This window comes from Sphingomonas sp. AOB5 (assembly GCF_029433115.1).
Taxonomy (GTDB): Bacteria; Pseudomonadota; Alphaproteobacteria; order Sphingomonadales; family Sphingomonadaceae; genus Sphingomonas.
Window position 1 is genome coordinate 1 of the sequence record NZ_JARNTV010000016.1, and the last position, 19336, is coordinate 19336.

Sequence of the window (19336 nt, forward strand, 5' to 3'; positions counted from 1 at the left end):
GAGCCGCATCGTGCGCGCCGTGGCGGCAAGCTGGCGGATCGGGTGCGAGATGGCGCGGGCGATCAGCCAGGCGCCGGCGCCCAACAGGATCGTGATCGCCAGCGTCGCCGACAGCGTGAGCCAGTGCCAGTTGGTGAGCAGCGGCTTGGGTCCGGATCGCGCGGTAAGGGCGCCCTGCGGGCCGTGCCAAACGACCGTAAACTCGCCGATGATCACGCCGCGCTCCACGCCGGGTGGCCGCTTGCCTGCTGGGCCTCCGGGGCCATCGAAGCGGGGCCTCGGGCCGGCCGGGCCGGTCATCGGGCGGGCATAGCGGCCGCTGATCTGATCGACGGGAACGCCCAGCGCGCTGGCGATCATCGCATCGCGTTCGGGGCTGGCCTCGCCGGTCTGGCCGGGATGCGCGCCCTGCACGACGCCGACCCTGTTGCCGCGGAACTGGACCTCCTTGCCGCTCTTCAGCGCGTCGGCGATCTGCATCACCGAAGTCGGCGGCGTGAAGGGAGGCGGGCCGTTGAAGGTGATCGCGAACTGGACCAGCGACGCGATGAGGACCGCGGCGATCACCAGCAGGACGATCGGGGCGACGATCGAATTGCCCCGGCGCGAGCTGGCGGTCATCGCCGGGTCACGTCCGCGGTGAACATATAGCCTTCGTTGCGGATCGTGCGGATCAGCTCCTCGGTACGCGGGCGGGCGAGCTTCTTGCGCAGCCGGCTCATCTGCACGTCGATGGCGCGATCGAAATGTTCGGCGTTCAGACCGCGCGACAGATCGAGCAGCGTGTCGCGGGTCAGCACGCGGCGTGGATTCTCGACCAGCGCGAGCAGCAGGCGGAACTCGCCGTCCGACAGGTTGATGACGACATCGTCGGGATCGAACAGCTGGCGCCCTACCGAATCGAGCCGCCACCCGGCGAAGCGGAGATAGGCGCGGTCCGACGCGACCGGTGCGGCGTCCGAACGGCTGCGGCGCAGGACCGAGCGGATGCGGGCCAGCAGCTCGCGGGGATTGGCCGGCTTGGCGATATAATCGTCGGCGCCCATCTCAAGCCCGACGATCCGGTCGACTTCCTCGCCGATCACCGAGAGGATGATGACCGCGGGGCCACGCTCGCGATCGATCGAGCGCAATATGGTCAGCCCGTCCTCGCCCGGCATCATCACGTCGAGCACGAGCAGGGCATAATCGTTGCGCGCCAGCGCCGCGCGCATCTCGACCGCGCCATCCGCCGTGTCGACGATATAGCCATGGCCGGACAGGAATGCGGCCATCAGTTCCCGGATACCGGGGTCGTCGTCGACGATCAGGAGGCGCGTTTCGGGGTCCAAGGCTTCGGCTAGTGCGATCATGCAGCGGGATTGCCCGGCGAACCTATCCGGCGCGTTGCAGTGCTGCAATGTGGTGTAATGTGGACACGCTGTGGTATTCTGGACACAGGCAATGGCCGTGCGGGCGGCTCGGCTGGGCGCCATTCCGCTTGTCGAATCGCATTTCCCCTGCTACCGGCCCCGCTCCAACGTCGTGGGCTCTGCCCCGGCGACCCTATTCTATTGGTTTGAACCGCGAGGTCTTTTACAACATGCAAATTATCGTTCGGGACAATAATGTCGATCAGGCGCTCCGCGCGCTCAAGAAGAAGCTTCAGCGCGAGGGCGTGTACCGCGAGATGAAGCTTCGCCGGCATTATGAGAAGCCGAGCGAGAAGCGTGCGCGTGAGCGCGCTGCTGCGGTTCGCCGCGCGCGCAAGCTCGAGCGCAAGCGCATGGAGCGCGACGGCGCCCGGTAAGGCCCGTTCCGGCGCGGTTCCGAATGACGGGACCGCGCCTTTTTACTGTCTGAAATTCTGATCGGCGGGATCGCCGCGCAAGGAATCCATCCATGTCCTCGGTGACCGCCGTTCCGCTGCAGCCCGTCAAGAAGAGCGTCCGGATCTGGATCTGGCTCGGTGTCGTTATCGCGATTGCCGCGGCCTTCGGTCTGGCGTGGATGGGTACTCGCGAGCAGGTCATGACCAAGATGACCAACGAGGAATTCCTCGCCTGGAACAAGACCAAGCCGAACGTGAAGACGACGGCTTCGGGCCTGCAGTACGAGATCCTCAAGGATGGCGAAGGCCCGACCGCACAGGAAGGCGGCGCGGTGTTCCTCAACTATGAGGGCACGTTCCGCGACGGCAAGCTGTTCGACAAGAGCCAGCAGCCGACGCCGTTCCCGGTGCAGGACGGCGCGTCGATCCCCGGCTTCTACGAAGCGCTCAAGCTGATGAAGAAGGGCGGCGAATACCGCCTGTGGATTCCGGCCAACCTTGCCTATGGCGAGCGTACCCCGGATCCGACCCGCCTGCCGCCGAACTCGATGCTGATCTTCAAGGTCTCGGTCGACCGGCTGATGACCCCGGCCGAAGTGCAGGCGATGATGCAGATGCAGCAGCAGATGCAGGGCCCGCCTCCGGGTGCCGAAGGCGCCCCGCCGCAGGGTGGCGCACCCGGGCAGTAAGCCGCGCCGCCGGAAGGCCCGATCCTTCCGGTTTGCGCAACCCGGCTTGCATCCGACGTCGCTTGCAATCCCTGCAACCCGGGCGCAGTAGCGCGCCCGGGAGTCGGGCATGTTCGATGGTTTCGATGCAATCCTGCTGGCGCGGATCCAGTTCGCGTTCACGGTCAGTTTTCACTTCATCTTCCCGGCCTTTTCGATCGGGTTGGCGAGCTATCTGATGGTGCTGGAGGCCCTGTGGCTTCGCACCGGACGTCAGGTTTTCCTCGATCTCTTCCACTTCTGGATCAAGATCTTCGCCGTCGCCTTCGCGATGGGCGTCGTCTCCGGCATCGTCATGTCCTACCAGTTCGGTACCAACTGGTCGGTCTTCTCGGACAAGGCCGGGCCGGTGATCGGGCCGCTGATGGCCTATGAGGTGCTGACCGCCTTCTTCCTCGAGGCGGGCTTCCTGGGCGTGATGCTGTTCGGGATGAAGAAGGTCGGCAGGAAGCTGCACTTCGCCGCGACCTGCATGGTGGCGGTGGGCACTTTCATCTCGGCATTCTGGATCCTGTCGGTGAACAGCTGGATGCACACGCCGACCGGCTTCGTTATGGGCGAGAACGGGCAGTTCCTGCCGGGCGAGAGCTGGTGGGCGATCATCTTCAACCCCAGCTTTCCCTATCGCCTGGTCCACACCGTGATCGCGGCGTACCTGACCACCAGCCTGGTGGTGGGTGCGGTCGGCGCCTGGCACCTGCTGCGCGGCCGCAACAACGAAGGCACGCGGGTGATGTTCAGCATGGCGATGTGGATGGCGGCGATCGTCGCGCCGATCCAGATCTTCGCCGGGGACATGCACGGCCTGAACACGCTGGAGCATCAGCCGGCCAAGGTCATGGCGATGGAAGGCCATTTCCAGAGCCATCCCGATGGCGCGCCGCTGATCCTGTTCGGCCTGCCGAACGAGAAGGAGAAGCGGGTCGATTACGAGATCGCGATCCCGAAGCTCTCGTCGCTGATCCTGAAGCACGATCCGAACGCGCCGCTGGCGGGCCTCGATACCGTGGACGATGACAAGGAACCGCCGGTGGCGGTGGTGTTCTGGTCGTTCCGGGTGATGGTGGGGCTGGGCATGCTGATGCTCGCGCTGGGCATGCTGAGCCTCGCCGCGCGCGTTGCCCGCAAGCTGTATGACTGGAAGCCGCTGCACCGGTTCGCACTGGTGATGGGGCCGTCGGGCTTCGTCGCGGTGATCGCGGGGTGGATCACGACCGAGGTCGGGCGGCAGCCCTATACCGTCTATGGTCACCTGCTGACCCGTGACAGTGCCTCGCCGCTGGCGGCACCCGCGGTGGGCGCATCGCTGGTCGCGTTCGTGGTGGTCTATTTCGCGGTGTTCGGCTTCGGCACCTGGTACATCCTCAAGCTGATGGCCAAGGGCGTCGAGGCGCATGAGCCGGAGATCAGCGAGGATGCGCCGATCCGTACCGCCGGGCTGATGCCCGGACCCGCGCAGCCGGAGGTTGGGGACTGATGGAAGCCGATCCTACCCTCGCGACGATCTGGGCGTTCCTGATCGCCTTCGCGGTGTTCGCCTATATCGTGATGGACGGGTTCGACCTGGGCATCGGCATCCTGTTCCCCGCATTCGGTGTGGGCAAGGAGCGCGACAGCGCGATGAATTCGATCGCGCCGGTGTGGGACGGGAACGAGACGTGGCTGGTGCTGGGCGGCGGCGGCCTCTTTGCCGCATTCCCGCTGGCCTATGCGATCCTGATGCCGGCGCTGTACCCGCTGATCATCGCGATGCTGCTGGCGCTGGTGTTCCGCGGCGTGGCGTTCGAGTTCCGCTGGCGCGATCCCGGCCATCGCCGCTTCTGGGACTTTGCCTTCACTGCCGGATCGACCTTGGCCGCCTTCACACAGGGCATGGCGCTGGGCGCGATTCTGAAAGGGGTAAAGGTTGCCGACCGCGCCTATGCGGGCGGCTGGCTCGACTGGCTGAGTCCCTTCACGATCCTGACCGGGCTGGGGCTGGTGGCCGGATATGCGCTGCTCGGTGCGACCTGGCTGATCTGGAAGACCGAGGGCAGTGCGCAGGGGCATGCCTATCGCCTCGCCGGATGGTTCGGGGTGCTGACGCTGGCGGCGATCGCGGCGGTGAGCTTTGCCACGCTGACGCTGGACACCGATTACAAGGCGCGCTGGCTCGACATGCCCAATGTGCTGTTCACGGCGCAGGTGCCGCTGCTGGTGGCGATCTTTTCCGCCGCCTTCTGGTGGTCGCTCAAGCGGCGCAAGGAAGTGATGCCGTTCCTGCTCGCGCTGGGGCTGTTCCTGCTGAGTTTTCTCGGCCTCGGGATCAGCATGTATCCGCATATCGTGCCGACTTCGGTGACGATCCTCGAAGCCGCCGCGCCTGCGCGCAGTCAGGGCTTCATGCTGGTCGGTGCCGGCCTGCTGATCCCGATCATCCTTGCCTATACCGCCTGGTCCTATTGGGTGTTCCGCGGGAAGGTGGGCGCGGAGGGCTATCATTGAGTGAGCCGGCACAGGCGCCGCTGTGGCAGCGGCTTGGCTGGATGGTCGCGATCTGGGCGGGCAGCGTCACCGTGCTGGGGCTGGTCGCCTTCGTCATCCGCAGCTGGCTGAAATCCTGACCGTTCATATCCTACGGTAATGCTGTTGATTTCGGACCAGCCGGTGCGCTTTCCAGTTAAGCGTAACAAAAACAACACATTATGGGACGCGCCGTCAGACGCTTGGCATTGATTTCCTTGCCCTGAAGGTATATCGGCTCCGTACCGATCATGGAGTCGGGTCGCGAGATAAAACAGAAATCTTGTATGTTCGCGAAGAGAGGGGCCTCTCAAATGCTGATGACCAGAGAACGGCCCCAACCGGTAACCCGCCGGTTCCTGGAATCGCTGTCGTTCCAATTGATGGGCATTTTCGCCGCGTCGCTTGGCGCGCCGTTCCTCTATGTGTTTCTCCAGCCGCTCGATCACATCGCCGAGGCGACGATCATCAACAGCGCGATCGCTTCGTTCGCCGCGGCGACCGTGGCGCTGTTCCTGTATCGCCGGGTGACATCGTTCCCGGGCACGAGCGGCTTTGCCTATATCATCCCGACATTCTCGGCACCGTTCGCGGTGGCGGTGGCGGTGATGCTGGGCCTGCGGCTGGCCTATAGCGGATCGATGCTGAGCGCGGGCTTCGTCGCCTCGGTGGTGTTCGGCTTCCTGGCCACCCACCTCTCGCAGAAGTTCGCGCGCCGCCAATTCTACCTCGTGCCGTTCGGCGATATCGACATCGCGCTGGACCGTTCGGGCGTGGACTGGGTGGTGCTGCACAAGCCCGAAGTGCCCGATTGGGACCGGCACGGCGCGATCGTCGCCGACCTGCGGCACGACATGGACCCGGAATGGGAGCGCATGCTCGCCTCCGCGGCGCTTTCCGGGCGCGTGGTCTATCACACCAAGCAGCTGCGCGAATCGCTGACCGGCAAGGTCGAGATCGAGCATCTTTCGGAGAACAGCTTCGGATCGCTGCTGCCCAACCTCGCCTATCGCAAGATCAAGCGGGCGGGGGACATTGCGGTGGCGCTGATCGCGCTGCCGGTGCTGATCGTGCCGTTCCTGCTGGTCTCGCTGTGGATCCGGATGGATTCGAAGGGACCCGCCCTGTTCATCCAGGAGCGGATGGGCTTTGGCGCGCGGCCGTTCAAGGTCTTCAAGTTCCGTACCATGGAGGTGCGCGAGGCGTGCGCCGCTGGCGATGCGGAATATGATGCGATCACCAAGCATGAGGATGCGCGCATCACGCGCGCCGGTCGTTTCCTGCGCCGCAGCCGCATCGACGAGCTGCCTCAGCTGTGGAACGTGCTGAAGGGCGATATGAGCCTGATCGGGCCGCGGCCCGAGGCGCTGGCGCTGTCCGAATGGTATGAGCGCGAGCTGCCCTTCTATGTCTATCGCCACATCGTGCGGCCGGGGATCACCGGCTGGGCGCAGGTGAACCAGGGGCATGTCGCGGCGCTCGACGATGTGCATATCAAGCTCCACTACGACTTCTATTACATCAAGCATTTCTCCGCCTGGCTCGACATCCTGATCCTGATGCGGACGGTGGGGACGATCCTGACCGGGTTCGGATCGAAATAAGCCGCGCGGGCCGAGGCCCGTCCGGCTGAGGCAAAGCGCCGCCGGTTCCGCCGATCATGTGAATCGGCGAAAGTCACAAGAGTCACAATGGCATCGCGGCGGGCATGCGCCCGCTCATGCACGCCCGCACGCGACTGGTCGCGATGAGGCGGCCCGCATCTTGGCGATGCAGGATCGAGTATGCCGGGAGGTGTCTGAAGCTTCGCGGGCACGTATAGAACAAACATAGAACATTGTCAAGGGGAATGTAGCTGGACGGCCCGAAAACATAGGGCGGATCGGCATTTCAGGGCGGAGCCGGACCTGTTGACCCTCTCCCGCGAAGGCGGGAGGGGGGGGGCTCGCTCAGGCGGGCGGAGCGCCTGCCAGCTCGCGCATGCGGCGGATGCGGTCGGCATCGTCGGCATGGGTCTGGAACAGGCCGAAAAAGGTTACGGTCGTGCCGAGGCGCGGGAGGACCATCACGCCGCGGGGCAGGTCGAATCCGGCCGCCATCATCAGCCGCCCGCCGAGCTGGTCGGCTTCGTCCTCGGTTTGGCGGACCAGCGTGCCGTTCTTGCCGAATCCGCGGGCCATGGCGCCCGGTTTGGGCACGCCGGCCTCGCGCAGCCGGGCGCTGTGGTTCAGCGCGATATGGGCCATTTCATGCGCGATCAGGAAGGCCAGTTCATCGTCGTTGCGGACGAGATCGAGAATCGCGCTGGTGAGCAGCACATAGGGATATGCCGCCACGGCGCGCTGCTGGTCCGAATAGGCCAGGCGGATGCGGAACAGGCAACCGGTGCGTGGTGCGAGCGTCAGCGACAGGGTTTCGCTGCCGCGCAGGACGGCGAGCGATGTGGCCGGGGCGCGGGCGAGCTGATCCTGGAACTGGGTCTCGATCGCATCGGTCTGCGCGCGGCCCTTGCGGCGGTCGCGGACGGCGGCGATGGCAGTGGCGGATGCGAAGGGCAGGCCGTTTACCGCGAGCAGCACGTCGCCTGCGCGCAGTCCTGCCAGATCCGCTTGGCTCCCGGCGACAACGGCGAGGATGCCCGGTCCGCGATCCAGCCCTTGCGCGGCCATGGCGGGGCGATCCGCGGCTTCATAGTCGGCGAGATGGTGGAAGATCAGCCCGCTGACCGGCGCCTGTGCCGGGCACAGCGCAGGCGAGGCGGTGGCGATTCGGTATCCGATCGTAGCGACGCGGTAATCGGGTTCGCGCAGGAAGCTGCCGTCCGCGCGCGCCGGCGAGGGCTGGGCCATGCCGAGCAGCATCGCCGCGGCAAGATGCAAATGATGAGGGACGCGAAACATGTCGCGACTCTGCACCCTCAAGTACAACAGGCAATAAAAAAGCCGGGCGACGGATCGCCCGGCTTTTTGAAATCTGATTGCGTACCAGCGCTTACGGGCTGACCGGCTTCTTGTTGCCCGACAGGCCAACTGCGATACCACCGATGACGGCGGTCAGCGCGAGAAGCCCGACAATCGCGGTCGAACCCTTGATTTCGCTATCGCCCTGGACGCTTTCACGCGCAGGCTGGGGAGCAGCCGACTGCGCGACAGCTGCGGACGAAATCGTCACCAGCGACAGCGCCGCAGCGATCGATACAAGGCCCTTGAATTTCACGTCTAGTTCTCCCTCTTAAGCCTGCTGCTCGACTTAACGAGCGCGGAATATCGTATCACAAGCCCTGTGTCCAGCAGCTTACTGGCAACGTTGGATTTTTAATGTCCCCCGTCAGATAGCCCGCAAATGTGGACGAAACGATAACTTACAGGACAGGCAATGGTTCCTCTCTCCAGCCGGGTACGCGAAATCTGCCGGGCAGGCAAGGTTAACACCACCGCTTCGGTGCAGTCGGAACCATCATGTTGCCCATGCGCAACAATCGCCCCGCCCCCGCTCAGAGGCGGGGCCGCCAACTAGGCCGCGGGGGCATCCGTCCCAGTTTGGACCAGCCAGCGGCTGGAACCTTCGAACCCCATCGCGGTGAGCACGCCGCTGGCATAGGCGCCGGTATCGAGACCGATTCGGTGCTGCCGCTCCTCGACTTCGCTGGCGATGCTGTGGCCATGGACCACGATCTTTTCGAGCGGGCCGCGGAAGCTGAGGAAATCCTCGCGAATCCAGCGCAGGTCGTTGATTTTCTGCTGTGCCAGCGGGGCTTCGGGTTGCACCCCGGCGTGAACGAATACGAAATCGCCGATAACGATCATGTCCTCGAACGATTCGAGGAATTCGAGATGCTCGACGGGGACCTGAGCCTGCACCATCTCGAGCAATTCCTCGAACGTCGCCTTCTGGAATGCCTCGGGCGACACGCCATAGCTCTGCACCGTGGTGTCGCCGCCGATTCGCAGCAGGTAGCGCAGCGCGCCGACCCCGCCGCTGCTGCCGACGCCGCGCACGGCCATCAGGAACACTTCCTCATGATTGCCGAGCAGCAGGCGAGTGCGCGGATGGCGCGCCTTCACGTCCATCAGCCGTTCGACCACCTGCGCCGATTGCGGGCCGCGATCGATCAGGTCGCCGAGGAAGATGAGCGTGGTCTCGCCAGTGCCGCCGCGGGCTTCGTCGTCGGCGTCGAGCTTGCCGAGCAGTTCGTCGAGCAGATCTAGCCGGCCATGGATATCGCCGATCGCATAGATGCGCTGCCCGGGCGGTATCTCACCGCAGGGCCGTTCCACATTCGGCCCCGGACCGACCTTTTTGAAGAATTTGCGTAACATCTGCTGCTCTGGGCGGGGCTATAGCCCCAACCGTGCAGGCTAGGGAAGCGCCCCGTGCGGCAGTGCAGCAAGAATTACCCGGCGGCGAGGCGCAGTTCGGGGCGGTCGTCCGCGGATGGCTGGTCGGGCCAGATGCCGCGCGTGTCATAGACCAGCTTCGAGGCGCGCTCGCCCAGCGGGATCGACTTGAACACCTCGTGATCGACCAGCACGACGAACACAGGGCAGGTCTCGATCGCGGTATCGATGTCGATCAGTTCGGCGCCGGTACCGGCCAGGCTGGCGGGCAGGGTCGAGGCATGGGGTTCGACGATGCGGATCTGCTTGCCGTAACGCTGCGCCAGATGCTCGGCGACCTTGAGCGCGGGGCTTTCGCGGAAATCGTCGATATTGGCCTTGAAGGCGAGGCCGAGGCACGCGACCGGCGCGCCGCCGGCACGATCGATCAGCGCTTCGGCGCGGGCGATGGTGTAATCGGTCTTGCCGTCATTGACCTCGCGCGCGGTGCGGATCAGCCGGGCATTTTCCGGATCGCCATGGACGATGAACCAGGGGTCGACCGCGATGCAGTGACCGCCGACGCCGGGGCCGGGCTGGAGGATGTTGACCCGCGGGTGGCGATTGGCGAGGCCGATGACTTCCCACACGTCGATGCCCATGCCGTCGGCGATCACCGACAATTCGTTGGCGAAGGCGATATTGACGTCGCGGAAGGCGTTCTCGACCAGCTTGGTCATCTCGGCCGCGCGTGCGGTGGTGGTGACGCAGGCACCGCGGACGAAGCGGCGGTAGAATTGGAGGGCTTTGCGGCTGCAACGCGCTGTGATGCCGCCGATGCAGCGATCGTTATCGATCAGCTCGACCACGATGCGGCCGGGCAGGACGCGTTCGGGGCAATAGGCGATGGCGACATCGGGCGTGCCGGTGCAGTGGCCGGGGATCTTCAGGTCCGGGCGGAGCTGGGACAGGAATTCGGCCAGCTTTTCGGTGGTGCCGACCGGTGAGGTCGATTCGAGGATCACTGTGTCGCCGGCCTTCAGCACGGTAGCGACGGTGGTGGTGGCCTTGAGCACATAGCCGATATCGGGGGCGTGGTTTTCCTGGAACGGGGTGGGGACCGCGATCAGGAACACGTCGCTCGGCTCGATCTGGGTAGATGCACGCAGGGTCCCGCGCGCGACTACGCCGGAGACGAGACCGTCGAGATCGATCTCCTCGATATGGATCTTGCCGGAGTTCACCGTATCGACGACGTGCTGATGGACGTCTACGCCCAGCACCATCGCCCCGGTGCGCGCGATCACCGCCGCCGTGGGCAGGCCGATATAGCCCAGGCCAATGACTGCGACCTTGAGTTCAGACTCCGGCACCATGCGTAACAATCCCCGCGATCCGTTTGTTACGGGGTACGCGCGGGAGGGTTGAGATTTCGGAAACGATGTTGGGCTGGTTGACTCCCCTCCCTTGAAGGGAGGGGGATGCTCAGGTGAAGCTCTGGGCCACCAGATCTGCAATCCGCTCCGACGCATGCCCGTCGCCGAACGGGTTATGCGCGCGGGCCATGGCGCCATAAGCGGCGTTGTCGTCGAGCAGCGTGGAGATTTCCGTCACGATACGATCTGCGTCGGTGCCGACAAGCTTGGCGGTGCCCGCGGCGACGCCTTCGGGGCGTTCGGTGGTTTCGCGCATCACCAGCACCGGCTTGCCGAGCGCCGGGGCTTCCTCCTGCACGCCACCCGAATCGGACAGGACGATCTCGGCCATTTCCAGCGCGCGGATGAAATGGGGGTAATCGAGCGGTTCGATGCGGGCGATATTGTCGCGCTGACCCAGGATCGCGTCCATCGCGACGGCGACATTGGGATTGGGATGCATCGGGAAGAGGATCGCGGTGTCCCGGCGATCGGCGATGCGGCCCAGCGCGCGGGCGATGGCTTCCATCCCGCCGCCGAAATTCTCGCGGCGATGGGTGGTGACCAGCACCAGCCTTTTGCCGGCGAAGCGGGCGGCGATCTCGTCGAGGCCCGCGGCCATCGAGGGATCGGCCTTGATCCGGGCATGGGTCCAGTGGAGCGCGTCGATCACCGTGTTGCCGGTCACATGGACCATGGCGGGATCGATATTCTCCTTCAGCAGCGCGTCGGCGGCGGTCCGGGTCGGGGCGAAATGCTGGTCGGCGATGGGGGCGACGATGCGGCGGTTAATCTCCTCCGGCCAGGGCTGGTAGATATCGCCCGAGCGCAGGCCCGCCTCGACATGGCTGACGGGGATCTTGCGGTAATAGGCGACCAGCGAGGCGACCATCACGGTGGTGGTATCGCCCTGGACGATCACGCGATCGGGCTTTTCCGCGTCCATCACTTCGCCAAGACCGGTGAGCAGGCGCGCGGTGAGGCGGTCGAGCGTCTGGCCCGGCTCCATGATGTCGAGATCGACATCGGGGACGAGACCGGCGATCGACAGCACCTGATCGAGCAGCCCGCGATGCTGGGCGGTGACGCAGGTCCGCACGTCCAGATCGCCGCGCGCTTTCATCGCGGCGACCACGGGGAACAGCTTGATTGCCTCCGGCCGGGTGCCGAAGACGGTGAGGACGCGTGGCTTGCTCATGCTGCCCCTTTAACCGCAGGCCCTTAAAACCGGGCTAACCCAATCGCGCAGGCTTTGCTAAGCGGGCGCCGATGCCTGTCCAGAAAATATCCGTCGTCACCGTCTGTTACGAGCCGGGACCGATCCTCCTCGATGCGATCCAGTCGGTCCATGCGCAGGATTTCGCGCAGGTCGAGCATGTCATCATCGATGGCGGATCGAAGGACGGGACGGTCGATCGCGTTTCCGGCCTGTTGCGCGCGGGCGACGTGCTGGTGTCCGAACCGGACAAGGGCATTTACGACGCGATGAACAAAGGTGTGGCGCGGGCGACCGGCGACGTCATCGCGCTGCTCAATGCCGATGACCGCTATGCCGATCCGGGCGTGCTGTCGCGTGTGGCGGCGCAGTTCGATGCGGCGGGCACCGATGCGGTGCTGGGCGACGTGTCCTTCTTCAAGCCCGGCGCGCCCGAGGTTTCGATCCGGCGCTATAACAGCGGCATGTTCAAGCCCGAGCGGATCGGCTGGGGCTGGATGCCGGCGCATCCGGCGATGGTGCTGACGCGCGAGGCCTATGACCGGGTCGGCCCCTACCGCACCGATTACCGGATCGCGGCGGACTTCGAATTCATCGTCCGTGCCTTTCGCGAGCATGGGCTGAGCTATTCCTATCTGCGCGACGTGTTCGTGAAGATGCAGGTCGGCGGGGTCAGCACTTCGGGCGCTTCGGCGCGCAAGACGATCAACCGCGAGATGCTGCGCGCGTGCAAGGAAAACGGGATCGCGTCGAACCCGTTGATGATGAACTCGCGCTATCTGATGAAGGCGCTGGAGCTGGTGCGGCGTTAGGAATCAATCGCTTGCGCGGATCTGGATCGGAACATATAATGAACAAATGGCCCGGCTCGATGTTCGCGAAAAGCTCGAAATCCTAGCGGATGCCGCGAAATATGACGCGTCCTGCGCGTCTTCGGGGACGGCGAAGCGCAACTCGGCGGGGAAGAAGGACGGTATCGGATCGACCGAGGGGATGGGCATCTGTCACGCCTATGCGCCCGACGGGCGATGCATCTCGCTGCTCAAGATATTGCTGACCAACAGCTGCATCTTCGACTGCCATTACTGCATCAACCGCAAGAGCTCGAACGTGCGCCGGGCGCGGTTCAGCGCGAAGGAAGTGGTCGACCTGACCCTCGCTTTCTACCGGCGCAATTATATCGAGGGGCTGTTCCTCTCCTCCGGCATCATCCGCTCGTCCGACTATACGATGGAGCAGATCGTCGAGGTGGCGCGGTCGCTGCGCGAGGATCATGGCTTTCGCGGCTATATCCATCTGAAGACGATCCCCGATGCCGATCCGCTGCTGCTGGAAGCGGCGGGGCGGCATGCTGACCGGCTGTCGATCAATGTCGAGTTGCCGACGGTCGCCGGGCTGACGCGGTTGGCGCCGGAAAAGGATGCCGGGCGGATCGAAGGGGCGATGAGCGCGCTGAAGGTTGGAATCGCGGATGGGGCGGATGCGGTGAAGCGCTATCGATCGGCGCCTTCTTTCGCACCTGCGGGGCAATCGACCCAGATGATCGTGGGGGCGGACGCTGCGACCGATCGCGATATCGTGACGCGGGCAGCGTCGCTGTACGACCGGCATGCGCTGCGCCGCGTCTATTATTCGGCGTTCAGCCCGATTCCCGATGCCAGCGCGGTGCTGCCGCTCAAGCGCCCGCCGTTGATGCGCGAGCATCGGCTGTACCAGTCGGACTGGATGATGCGCTTCTATGGCTATGCGCCGGGCGAAGTGGCGGCGGCGGCCGATCCGGCGACGGGCATGCTGCCGCTGGAGATCGATCCCAAGCTGGCCTGGGCGCTGCGCTTTCGCGGGAATTTCCCGGTGGATGTGAATCGCGCGCCGCGCGAGGCGCTGCTGCGGGTGCCGGGGTTGGGGGTGAAGGCTGTCGAGGGCATCCTGGCCACGCGGCGCTGGCGGCGGTTGCGGCTGGAGGATGTGGCGCGGCTGACGCGGGGAATCGCGAAGTTGCGGCCGTTCCTGATCGCCGAAGACTGGCGGCCGGTGGCATTGGCGGATGCGGCGATGCCGGTCTCCGTGCCGAAGCGTGAGCAGCTGGAGCTGTTCGCTGCCTGATGGTGCTGGTGCGTCTCGAGGCCGAGGACGATCTGGACGGGTGGCGTGCGGCTGCCCGGGCGCTGGCGCTGGCCGAGGTGCCGCCGGATCGCGTGACGTGGCAGGTGGGCGATGTGGCGACCGACCTGCTGGCCGATACGGACGAGGTGCTGCCGACGATCGCCGCACCGATCGCCATCTCGCGCCGCTTCGTCGAGCTTGCCGAGAGCGTGGTGCTGCACCGCGATCCGCAGCGATTTGCGTTGCTTTACGCGATGCTGGTGCGGCTGCGGGGCGAGGCGGGGCTGATCGAGGACGAAGCCGATCCGCTGCGGCGGCGGCTGGAGGATATGGCCAAGGCGGTGCGCCGCGACATCCACAAGATGCGGGCGTTCCTGCGCTTTCGCGAGACGGCGGACGAGGATGGCGTGCCGCGCTTCATCGCCTGGTTCGAGCCCGAGCATCATATCCTGCGCGCCAATGCTGGCTTCTTCGTGCGGCGCTTCGCGACGATGCGCTGGTCGATCCTGACACCGGAGGGGAGCATCCACTGGGATGGCGAGGCGTTGCTGGAGGGGCCGCCCGCGAGCCGCGGCGATGCGCCCGAAGGCGACCCGATCGAGGCGGTGTGGAAGGCCTATTACGGCTCCACCTTCAATCCCGCGCGGCTGAAGATCGACATGATGATCAAGGAGATGCCGAAGAAATATTGGAAGAACATGCCCGAGACCGCGCTGGTGCCGGGGCTGATCGCGGCCGCGCAGAAGCGCGAGAGCGGGATGATTGCCACCGCCCGGGCCGCGCCGGTGCGGGGCAATGCTGCCGAAGTGCTGGCGGCGCTGCACGAGGAAGCGGTGCATTGCCGTCGCTGCCCCCTGTGGCAGCCGGCGACGCAGACGGTGTTCGGCGAGGGACCGGCGGACGCGAAACTCATGTTCGTCGGCGAGCAGCCGGGGGATCAGGAGGATCTGGCCGGGCGGGTCTTTGTGGGACCTGCGGGGCAGTTGTTCGATCGCGCGCTGGCCGAGGCCGGGGTGGATCGCGCGGCGGCGTATGTCACCAATGCGGTGAAGCATTTCAAGTTCGAGCGTAGGGGCAAGCGGCGGATCCATGACCGGCCGAACGTGGGCGAGATCAATGCGTGCCGCTGGTGGATCGATCAGGAGCGGGAGATTTTGAAACCCGCGGTGACGGTGATGCTGGGGGCGACCGCGGCGCAGTCGGTGCTGGGCAGGGCTGCGACGATATCGAAGCTACGCGGGGCGCCGATTGTGCTGGAGGATGGGTCGGAGGGGTGGGTGACGGTGCATCCCAGCTATTTGCTGCGGCTGCCGGACGAGGCGCGGCGGGCTGAGGAATATGCGATGTTCGTCGCGGACTTGCGGCGGGTTTGGGAGCGGGTGGGGGTGTTGGGTTAGGGCTGGATCAATCCTCCCCCGGAGGGGGAGGGGGACCGCGAAGCGGTGGAGGGGGCTTGCCCCAAGCGATATCGCCCGTGGCGCTCCCCCTCCGTCAGCCTTCGGCTGCCACCTCCCCCTCCGGGGGAGGATTTTTGGGGTCAGGCCCGGTTCTCCAAAAACCAGCGGTAGGTCTTTGCCAGCCCGTCCTTCAGTGACGTCTTCGGCGACCAGCCCAACCCGCGCAATTTGTCCGCGGCCATCAGCTTGCGCGGGGTGCCGTCGGGTTTGCTGGTGTCGGCGACGATCTCGCCTTCGAAGCCGACCACTTCGCAGACCAGCTTGGTCAGCTCGCGGATTTCGAGGTCCTCGCCGCTGCCGACATTGACGTGCGGGCCGTCCGAATAGGCCTTCATCAGGAAGACCAGAGCGTCGGCGCAATCGTCGGCATAGAGGAATTCGCGGCGGGGCGTGCCGGTGCCCCACATCACCAGCTGTTTCGCGCCGGAGAGCTTCGCCTCGTGCGCCTTGCGCATCAGTGCGGGGACGACGTGGCTGCTTTCCAGATCGAAATTGTCCCCGATTCCATAGAGGTTGGTCGGCATTGCCGAGATGAAGTCGCAGCCATGCTCGATGCGGTAGCTCTCGCCCAGCTTGATTCCGGCGATCTTGGCGATCGCATACCATTCGTTGGTCGGCTCGAGCGGACCGGTGAGGAGCGAGCTTTCCTCGATCGGCTGGGGCGCGAATTTGGGATAGATGCAGGAGGAGCCGAGCAGCATCAGCTTCTCGGTGCCCGCGAGGCGCGCGGCCTCGGCGATGTTCGCCTGCATGACCAGATTCTTGTAGAGGAACTGGGCGGGATAGGTGCTGTTCGCCATGATCCCGCCGACCTTGGCAGCAGCCATGAAGATCGCGTCGGGACGCTGCTTTTCCACCCAGTCGAACGTCTGGCGCTGGTCGATCAGATCGAGTTCGTCGCGCCCGGCGGTGAGGACTTCGCAGCCTTCCTCGCCCAGCCGCCGCACCAGCGCGCCGCCGACCATGCCGCGATGCCCGGCGACGAACACGCGCTTGCCCGCCAGATCGTAGCTCATCCGTTCGAGCGTCCCACCGGAGCATCGGCCATGACCTTGAGATCGGCCTGCACCATTTCCTTCGCCAGTTCGTGCGCGGTGGTGCTGTGCTGCCAGCCGAGTTTCTCGCGCGCCTTGGTCGGGTCGCCGATCAGCAGATCGACTTCGGTCGGGCGGAAATAACGCGGATCGATCTCGACCAGACAGGCGCCGGTCGCCTTGTCATAGCCGCGCTCGTCGACGCCTTCACCGCGCCATTCGATCGCGATGCCGGCTTCCTCGAAACACCATTCGACGAACTGGCGGACCGAGACCGTCTCGCCGGTGGCGAGGACATAATCGTCCGGCTCGTCCTGCTGGAGCATGCGCCACATGCCCTCGACATATTCGCGGGCGTGGCCCCAGTCGCGCTTGGCGTCGATATTGCCGAGATAGAGCTTGTCCTGCCGGCCGAGCTTGATTGCGGCGACGGCGCGGGTGATCTTGCGGGTGACGAAGGTCTCGCCGCGCAGCGGGCTTTCATGGTTGAACAGGATGCCGTTCGACGCGTGCATGCCGTACGCCTCGCGATAGTTCACCACGATCCAGTATGCGTAGAGTTTGGCGACGGCGTAGGGCGAGCGCGGGTAGAAGGGCGTGGTCTCGCTCTGCGGGACTTCCTGCACCTTGCCGTACAGCTCCGAGGTGGAGGCCTGATAGAAGCGGCAGGTCTTTTCCATGCCGAGAATGCGGATCGCCTCGAGGATGCGCAGCGTGCCGACCGCATCGGCGTTCGCAGTATATTCCGGCGTTTCGAAGCTGACCTGCACATGGCTCTGCGCGGCGAGATTGTAGATCTCGTCGGGGCGGGTTTCCTGGATGATCCGGATCAGGTTGGTGCTGTCGGTCAGGTCGCCATAGTGGAGCTTGAGCCGCGCATTCTCGACATGCGGGTCCTCATAGATATCCTCGATACGCCCGGTGTTGAAGGACGAGGAGCGGCGCTTCACGCCGTGCACGTCATAGCCCTTCGACAGCAGGAGGCGCGCAAGATAGGCGCCGTCCTGGCCAGTGATGCCCGTAATCAGCGCGACGGGGCGCTTGCTGCTCATGCGTGGTTGCCTCCCGGTGGGAGCGCTGCCCTGCCCGATAATGACCGGCGCGCCAAGGGCGTTTATCCCTCCGCAATGACTGCGAAATCCCGGTGAGATGCCGGTTGCGGGAGCGGGAGCGGCGACTTATACCGCGCCGACGAGCCGACGCGGGCAGCACCGGAAATCCGGGTTGCGCCGTCAACGCCATCAAGGGGTACCAGGTTGTCGAGAACTGCCAGATTCGCGCCGGCGCATCGCCGGGCTTCGGGTGGTCCGCGCCTGCGGCTGGATGGCCTCTTCCTCAACATTCCGACGCGCTTCTGGGTGTTCGCCGCATTCATCGCCTTCGTCTTCCTGACGGGCGGGGGATCGCGTGAGGATATCGCGTCGCTGGTGATCCTGCGGCCGGCCGCCGCCTTCTTCGCCGCCTATGCGCTGACCGTGGCTGTGCCGGGCGATCTGGCGCGAGTGCGGGTGCCGCTGTTCCTGCTGATCGCACTGGCACTGTGGATGGCGATCCAGCTGATCCCGCTGCCCACCGGGCTGTGGTCCGCTCTGCCCGGGCGTGCCGATATCCTGGCGACCGATCGGCTGATCGGGCTGGGCGATATCTGGCGTCCGATCTCGCTGTCGCCGTCCAAGACGGTGAATTCGCTGGCGTCGCTGATCGTGCCGGCGGCGGCGCTGCTGTTGTACGCGGTGCAGGCCGAAGCCGACCGGCGGCGGCTGTTCGGCCTGTTCCTGATGATCGCCGCAGCGAGCGCCGTGCTGGGCATCGCGCAGATCGCAAGCGGCGGGCAGGGGCCGCTCTATCTCTATGCCACGACCAATTTCGGCGATGCGGTCGGCCTGTTCTCGAACCGCAATCACAATGCGGTGTTCATCGGCAGCGTGCTGCTGATCGGTGCCTATCTTCTGGCCGAGCTTCGCCGCCTGACCCGCAGCAGCGAAAAATCGGTTGCGCCGGCGCTGATCGGCGGCGTCTTTGCGCTGGTGCTGGTGACGCTGCTGATCAACGGATCGCGCGCGGGCCTGATGATCGGCATGCTGGCGGTCGGCTTCGGCGTGGCGCTATATATCTGGCTGCGGCTGATGGAGCCGAAGGACGGGCATGTCCGGCCGATCCGCCTGTGGACCGGCTATCTGCCGATTATCGGCATCGTGCTGCTGGCGGTGCTCGCTGGCGCCGCGCTGTTTTCGCAATCCTCGTCGTTCGACCGGCTCGTCACCCTGTCTCTGGGCGAGGAACTGCGCGTGCAAACCCTGCCGCAGATCGCCGCGATGGCGAACGATCACTGGCTGTTCGGCACCGGCTTCGGCAGCTTCGAGCATATCTATCGCAGCTATGAGGCGAGCGAGTGGCTGCGCAGCGAATATGTCAACAACGCGCATGACGACTGGCTGCAATGGATCATCGAAGGTGGCTTGCCCGCGATGCTGATCCTGTTCGGCTTCGTGGTCTGGCTGGCGGCGCGCTGCCTTGCGCACTGGAAGTCGCGGCAGGAGCAGCCTGCGCGCACCGGCATGGTGCTGACGGCGGCCGGCGTGCTGGGGCTGCTGCTTGTCGCCAGCCTGTTCGATTATCCGCTGCGCGTCCCGTCGATGATGGTGTACGCGATGCTGATGGTTGCGTTGATTGCGGACCCGCCCCAGCCGCGGGTGAAGCTGTCACGCAAGGAATCTTCCCGCGATCGCGGGCAGACGCGGTGAGTTTGGAGAGA

At 65.3% G+C, this 19336-nt stretch carries 18 protein-coding genes and 1 pseudogene; 10 read left to right on the forward strand and 9 right to left on the reverse strand.

The window, feature by feature from the left end; translation table 11 throughout:
• Both P1X14_RS09180 and P1X14_RS09185 read right to left on the reverse strand, forming a co-directional pair.
• Positions 1 to 621, reverse strand: a pseudogene (locus P1X14_RS09180) (hypothetical protein); the annotation flags it as partial.
• The gene (locus tag P1X14_RS09185; protein ID WP_277315043.1) at positions 618 to 1352 is read right to left on the reverse strand and encodes a response regulator; all 735 of its coding nucleotides are present in this window, start codon (positions 1350 to 1352) and stop codon (positions 618 to 620) included. The gene P1X14_RS09185 and the pseudogene P1X14_RS09180, both read right to left, overlap by 4 nt.
• A gap of 230 nt (positions 1353 to 1582) precedes the next feature.
• Here P1X14_RS09185 and rpsU point away from each other — a divergent pair, with 230 nt between their 5' ends.
• The 6 genes from rpsU (at position 1583) to P1X14_RS09215 (ending at position 6644) form a co-directional block, all read left to right on the forward strand.
• A complete protein-coding gene (gene rpsU / locus P1X14_RS09190) occupies positions 1583 to 1789 on the forward strand; it encodes a 30S ribosomal protein S21 (RefSeq protein ID WP_010162663.1) in 207 nt (68 codons plus the stop codon).
• 92 nt (positions 1790 to 1881) lie between these two features.
• On the forward strand, positions 1882 to 2499 hold the full coding sequence (locus P1X14_RS09195) for an FKBP-type peptidyl-prolyl cis-trans isomerase (RefSeq protein ID WP_277315044.1): 618 nt from the start codon (positions 1882 to 1884) through the stop codon (positions 2497 to 2499).
• A gap of 109 nt (positions 2500 to 2608) precedes the next feature.
• Positions 2609 to 4015 carry a cytochrome ubiquinol oxidase subunit I gene (locus tag P1X14_RS09200; protein WP_277315045.1) on the forward strand — a complete coding sequence of 469 codons (1407 nt, stop codon included), beginning with the start codon at positions 2609 to 2611 and terminating at the stop codon, positions 4013 to 4015.
• Positions 4015 to 5022 carry a cytochrome d ubiquinol oxidase subunit II gene (gene cydB, locus P1X14_RS09205; protein WP_277315046.1) on the forward strand — a complete coding sequence of 336 codons (1008 nt, stop codon included), beginning with the start codon at positions 4015 to 4017 and terminating at the stop codon, positions 5020 to 5022. Before P1X14_RS09200 ends, cydB begins: the two co-directional genes overlap by 1 nt.
• The gene (locus P1X14_RS09210) at positions 5019 to 5141 is read left to right on the forward strand and encodes a DUF2474 domain-containing protein (RefSeq protein WP_277315047.1); all 123 of its coding nucleotides are present in this window, start codon (positions 5019 to 5021) and stop codon (positions 5139 to 5141) included. Before cydB ends, P1X14_RS09210 begins: the two co-directional genes overlap by 4 nt.
• Positions 5142 to 5354: 213 nt before the next feature.
• Positions 5355 to 6644, forward strand: a complete 1290-nt coding sequence (locus P1X14_RS09215) for a sugar transferase (RefSeq protein WP_277315048.1) — start codon at positions 5355 to 5357, stop codon at positions 6642 to 6644.
• 345 nt (positions 6645 to 6989) lie between these two features.
• Here P1X14_RS09215 and P1X14_RS09220 read toward each other — a convergent pair whose 3' ends face one another.
• From P1X14_RS09220 to wecB, 5 genes are all read right to left on the reverse strand, one after another.
• A complete protein-coding gene (locus P1X14_RS09220) occupies positions 6990 to 7940 on the reverse strand; it encodes a M48 family metalloprotease (RefSeq protein ID WP_277315049.1) in 951 nt (316 codons plus the stop codon).
• A gap of 91 nt (positions 7941 to 8031) precedes the next feature.
• Complete coding sequence (locus P1X14_RS09225; protein WP_277315050.1) at positions 8032 to 8256, reverse strand: hypothetical protein; 225 nt, start codon at positions 8254 to 8256, stop codon at positions 8032 to 8034.
• A gap of 296 nt (positions 8257 to 8552) precedes the next feature.
• Complete coding sequence (locus tag P1X14_RS09230; protein WP_277315051.1) at positions 8553 to 9359, reverse strand: metallophosphoesterase family protein; 807 nt, start codon at positions 9357 to 9359, stop codon at positions 8553 to 8555.
• A gap of 74 nt (positions 9360 to 9433) precedes the next feature.
• Positions 9434 to 10732 carry a UDP-N-acetyl-D-mannosamine dehydrogenase gene (gene wecC / locus P1X14_RS09235; protein ID WP_277315052.1) on the reverse strand — a complete coding sequence of 433 codons (1299 nt, stop codon included), beginning with the start codon at positions 10730 to 10732 and terminating at the stop codon, positions 9434 to 9436.
• Between the two features lie 109 nt (positions 10733 to 10841).
• Positions 10842 to 11969: a UDP-N-acetylglucosamine 2-epimerase (non-hydrolyzing) gene (gene wecB / locus P1X14_RS09240; RefSeq protein WP_277315053.1), complete on the reverse strand. Its 1128-nt coding sequence runs from the start codon at positions 11967 to 11969 to the stop codon at positions 10842 to 10844.
• Positions 11970 to 12040: 71 nt separating this feature from the next.
• On the opposite strand from wecB, the gene P1X14_RS09245 reads away from it, so the two are divergent.
• The 3 genes from P1X14_RS09245 to P1X14_RS09255 are packed head-to-tail and all read left to right on the forward strand — an operon-like array spanning position 12041 to position 15487.
• Positions 12041 to 12799 (forward strand): glycosyltransferase family 2 protein, encoded by a 759-nt coding sequence (locus P1X14_RS09245; protein ID WP_277315054.1) that lies wholly within the window; start codon positions 12041 to 12043, stop codon positions 12797 to 12799.
• 46 nt (positions 12800 to 12845) lie between these two features.
• Positions 12846 to 14090 carry a putative DNA modification/repair radical SAM protein gene (locus P1X14_RS09250; protein ID WP_277315055.1) on the forward strand — a complete coding sequence of 415 codons (1245 nt, stop codon included), beginning with the start codon at positions 12846 to 12848 and terminating at the stop codon, positions 14088 to 14090.
• Positions 14090 to 15487, forward strand: coding sequence for a UdgX family uracil-DNA binding protein (locus P1X14_RS09255; RefSeq protein ID WP_277315056.1), 1398 nt, complete (start codon positions 14090 to 14092; stop codon positions 15485 to 15487). Before P1X14_RS09250 ends, P1X14_RS09255 begins: the two co-directional genes overlap by 1 nt.
• A 140-nt stretch (positions 15488 to 15627) precedes the next feature.
• On the opposite strand, the gene P1X14_RS09260 is transcribed toward P1X14_RS09255, so the two are convergent.
• Both P1X14_RS09260 and gmd read right to left on the reverse strand, forming a co-directional pair.
• The gene (locus P1X14_RS09260; protein ID WP_277315057.1) at positions 15628 to 16563 is read right to left on the reverse strand and encodes a GDP-L-fucose synthase; all 936 of its coding nucleotides are present in this window, start codon (positions 16561 to 16563) and stop codon (positions 15628 to 15630) included.
• The gene (gene gmd / locus P1X14_RS09265; protein ID WP_277315058.1) at positions 16560 to 17633 is read right to left on the reverse strand and encodes a GDP-mannose 4,6-dehydratase; all 1074 of its coding nucleotides are present in this window, start codon (positions 17631 to 17633) and stop codon (positions 16560 to 16562) included. The genes P1X14_RS09260 and gmd overlap by 4 nt, the downstream gene beginning before the upstream one ends.
• 204 nt (positions 17634 to 17837) lie before the next feature.
• Here gmd and P1X14_RS09270 point away from each other — a divergent pair, with 204 nt between their 5' ends.
• Positions 17838 to 19325, forward strand: coding sequence for an O-antigen ligase family protein (locus P1X14_RS09270; protein ID WP_277315059.1), 1488 nt, complete (start codon positions 17838 to 17840; stop codon positions 19323 to 19325).
• The last annotated feature ends 11 nt before the right edge of the window (positions 19326 to 19336 follow it).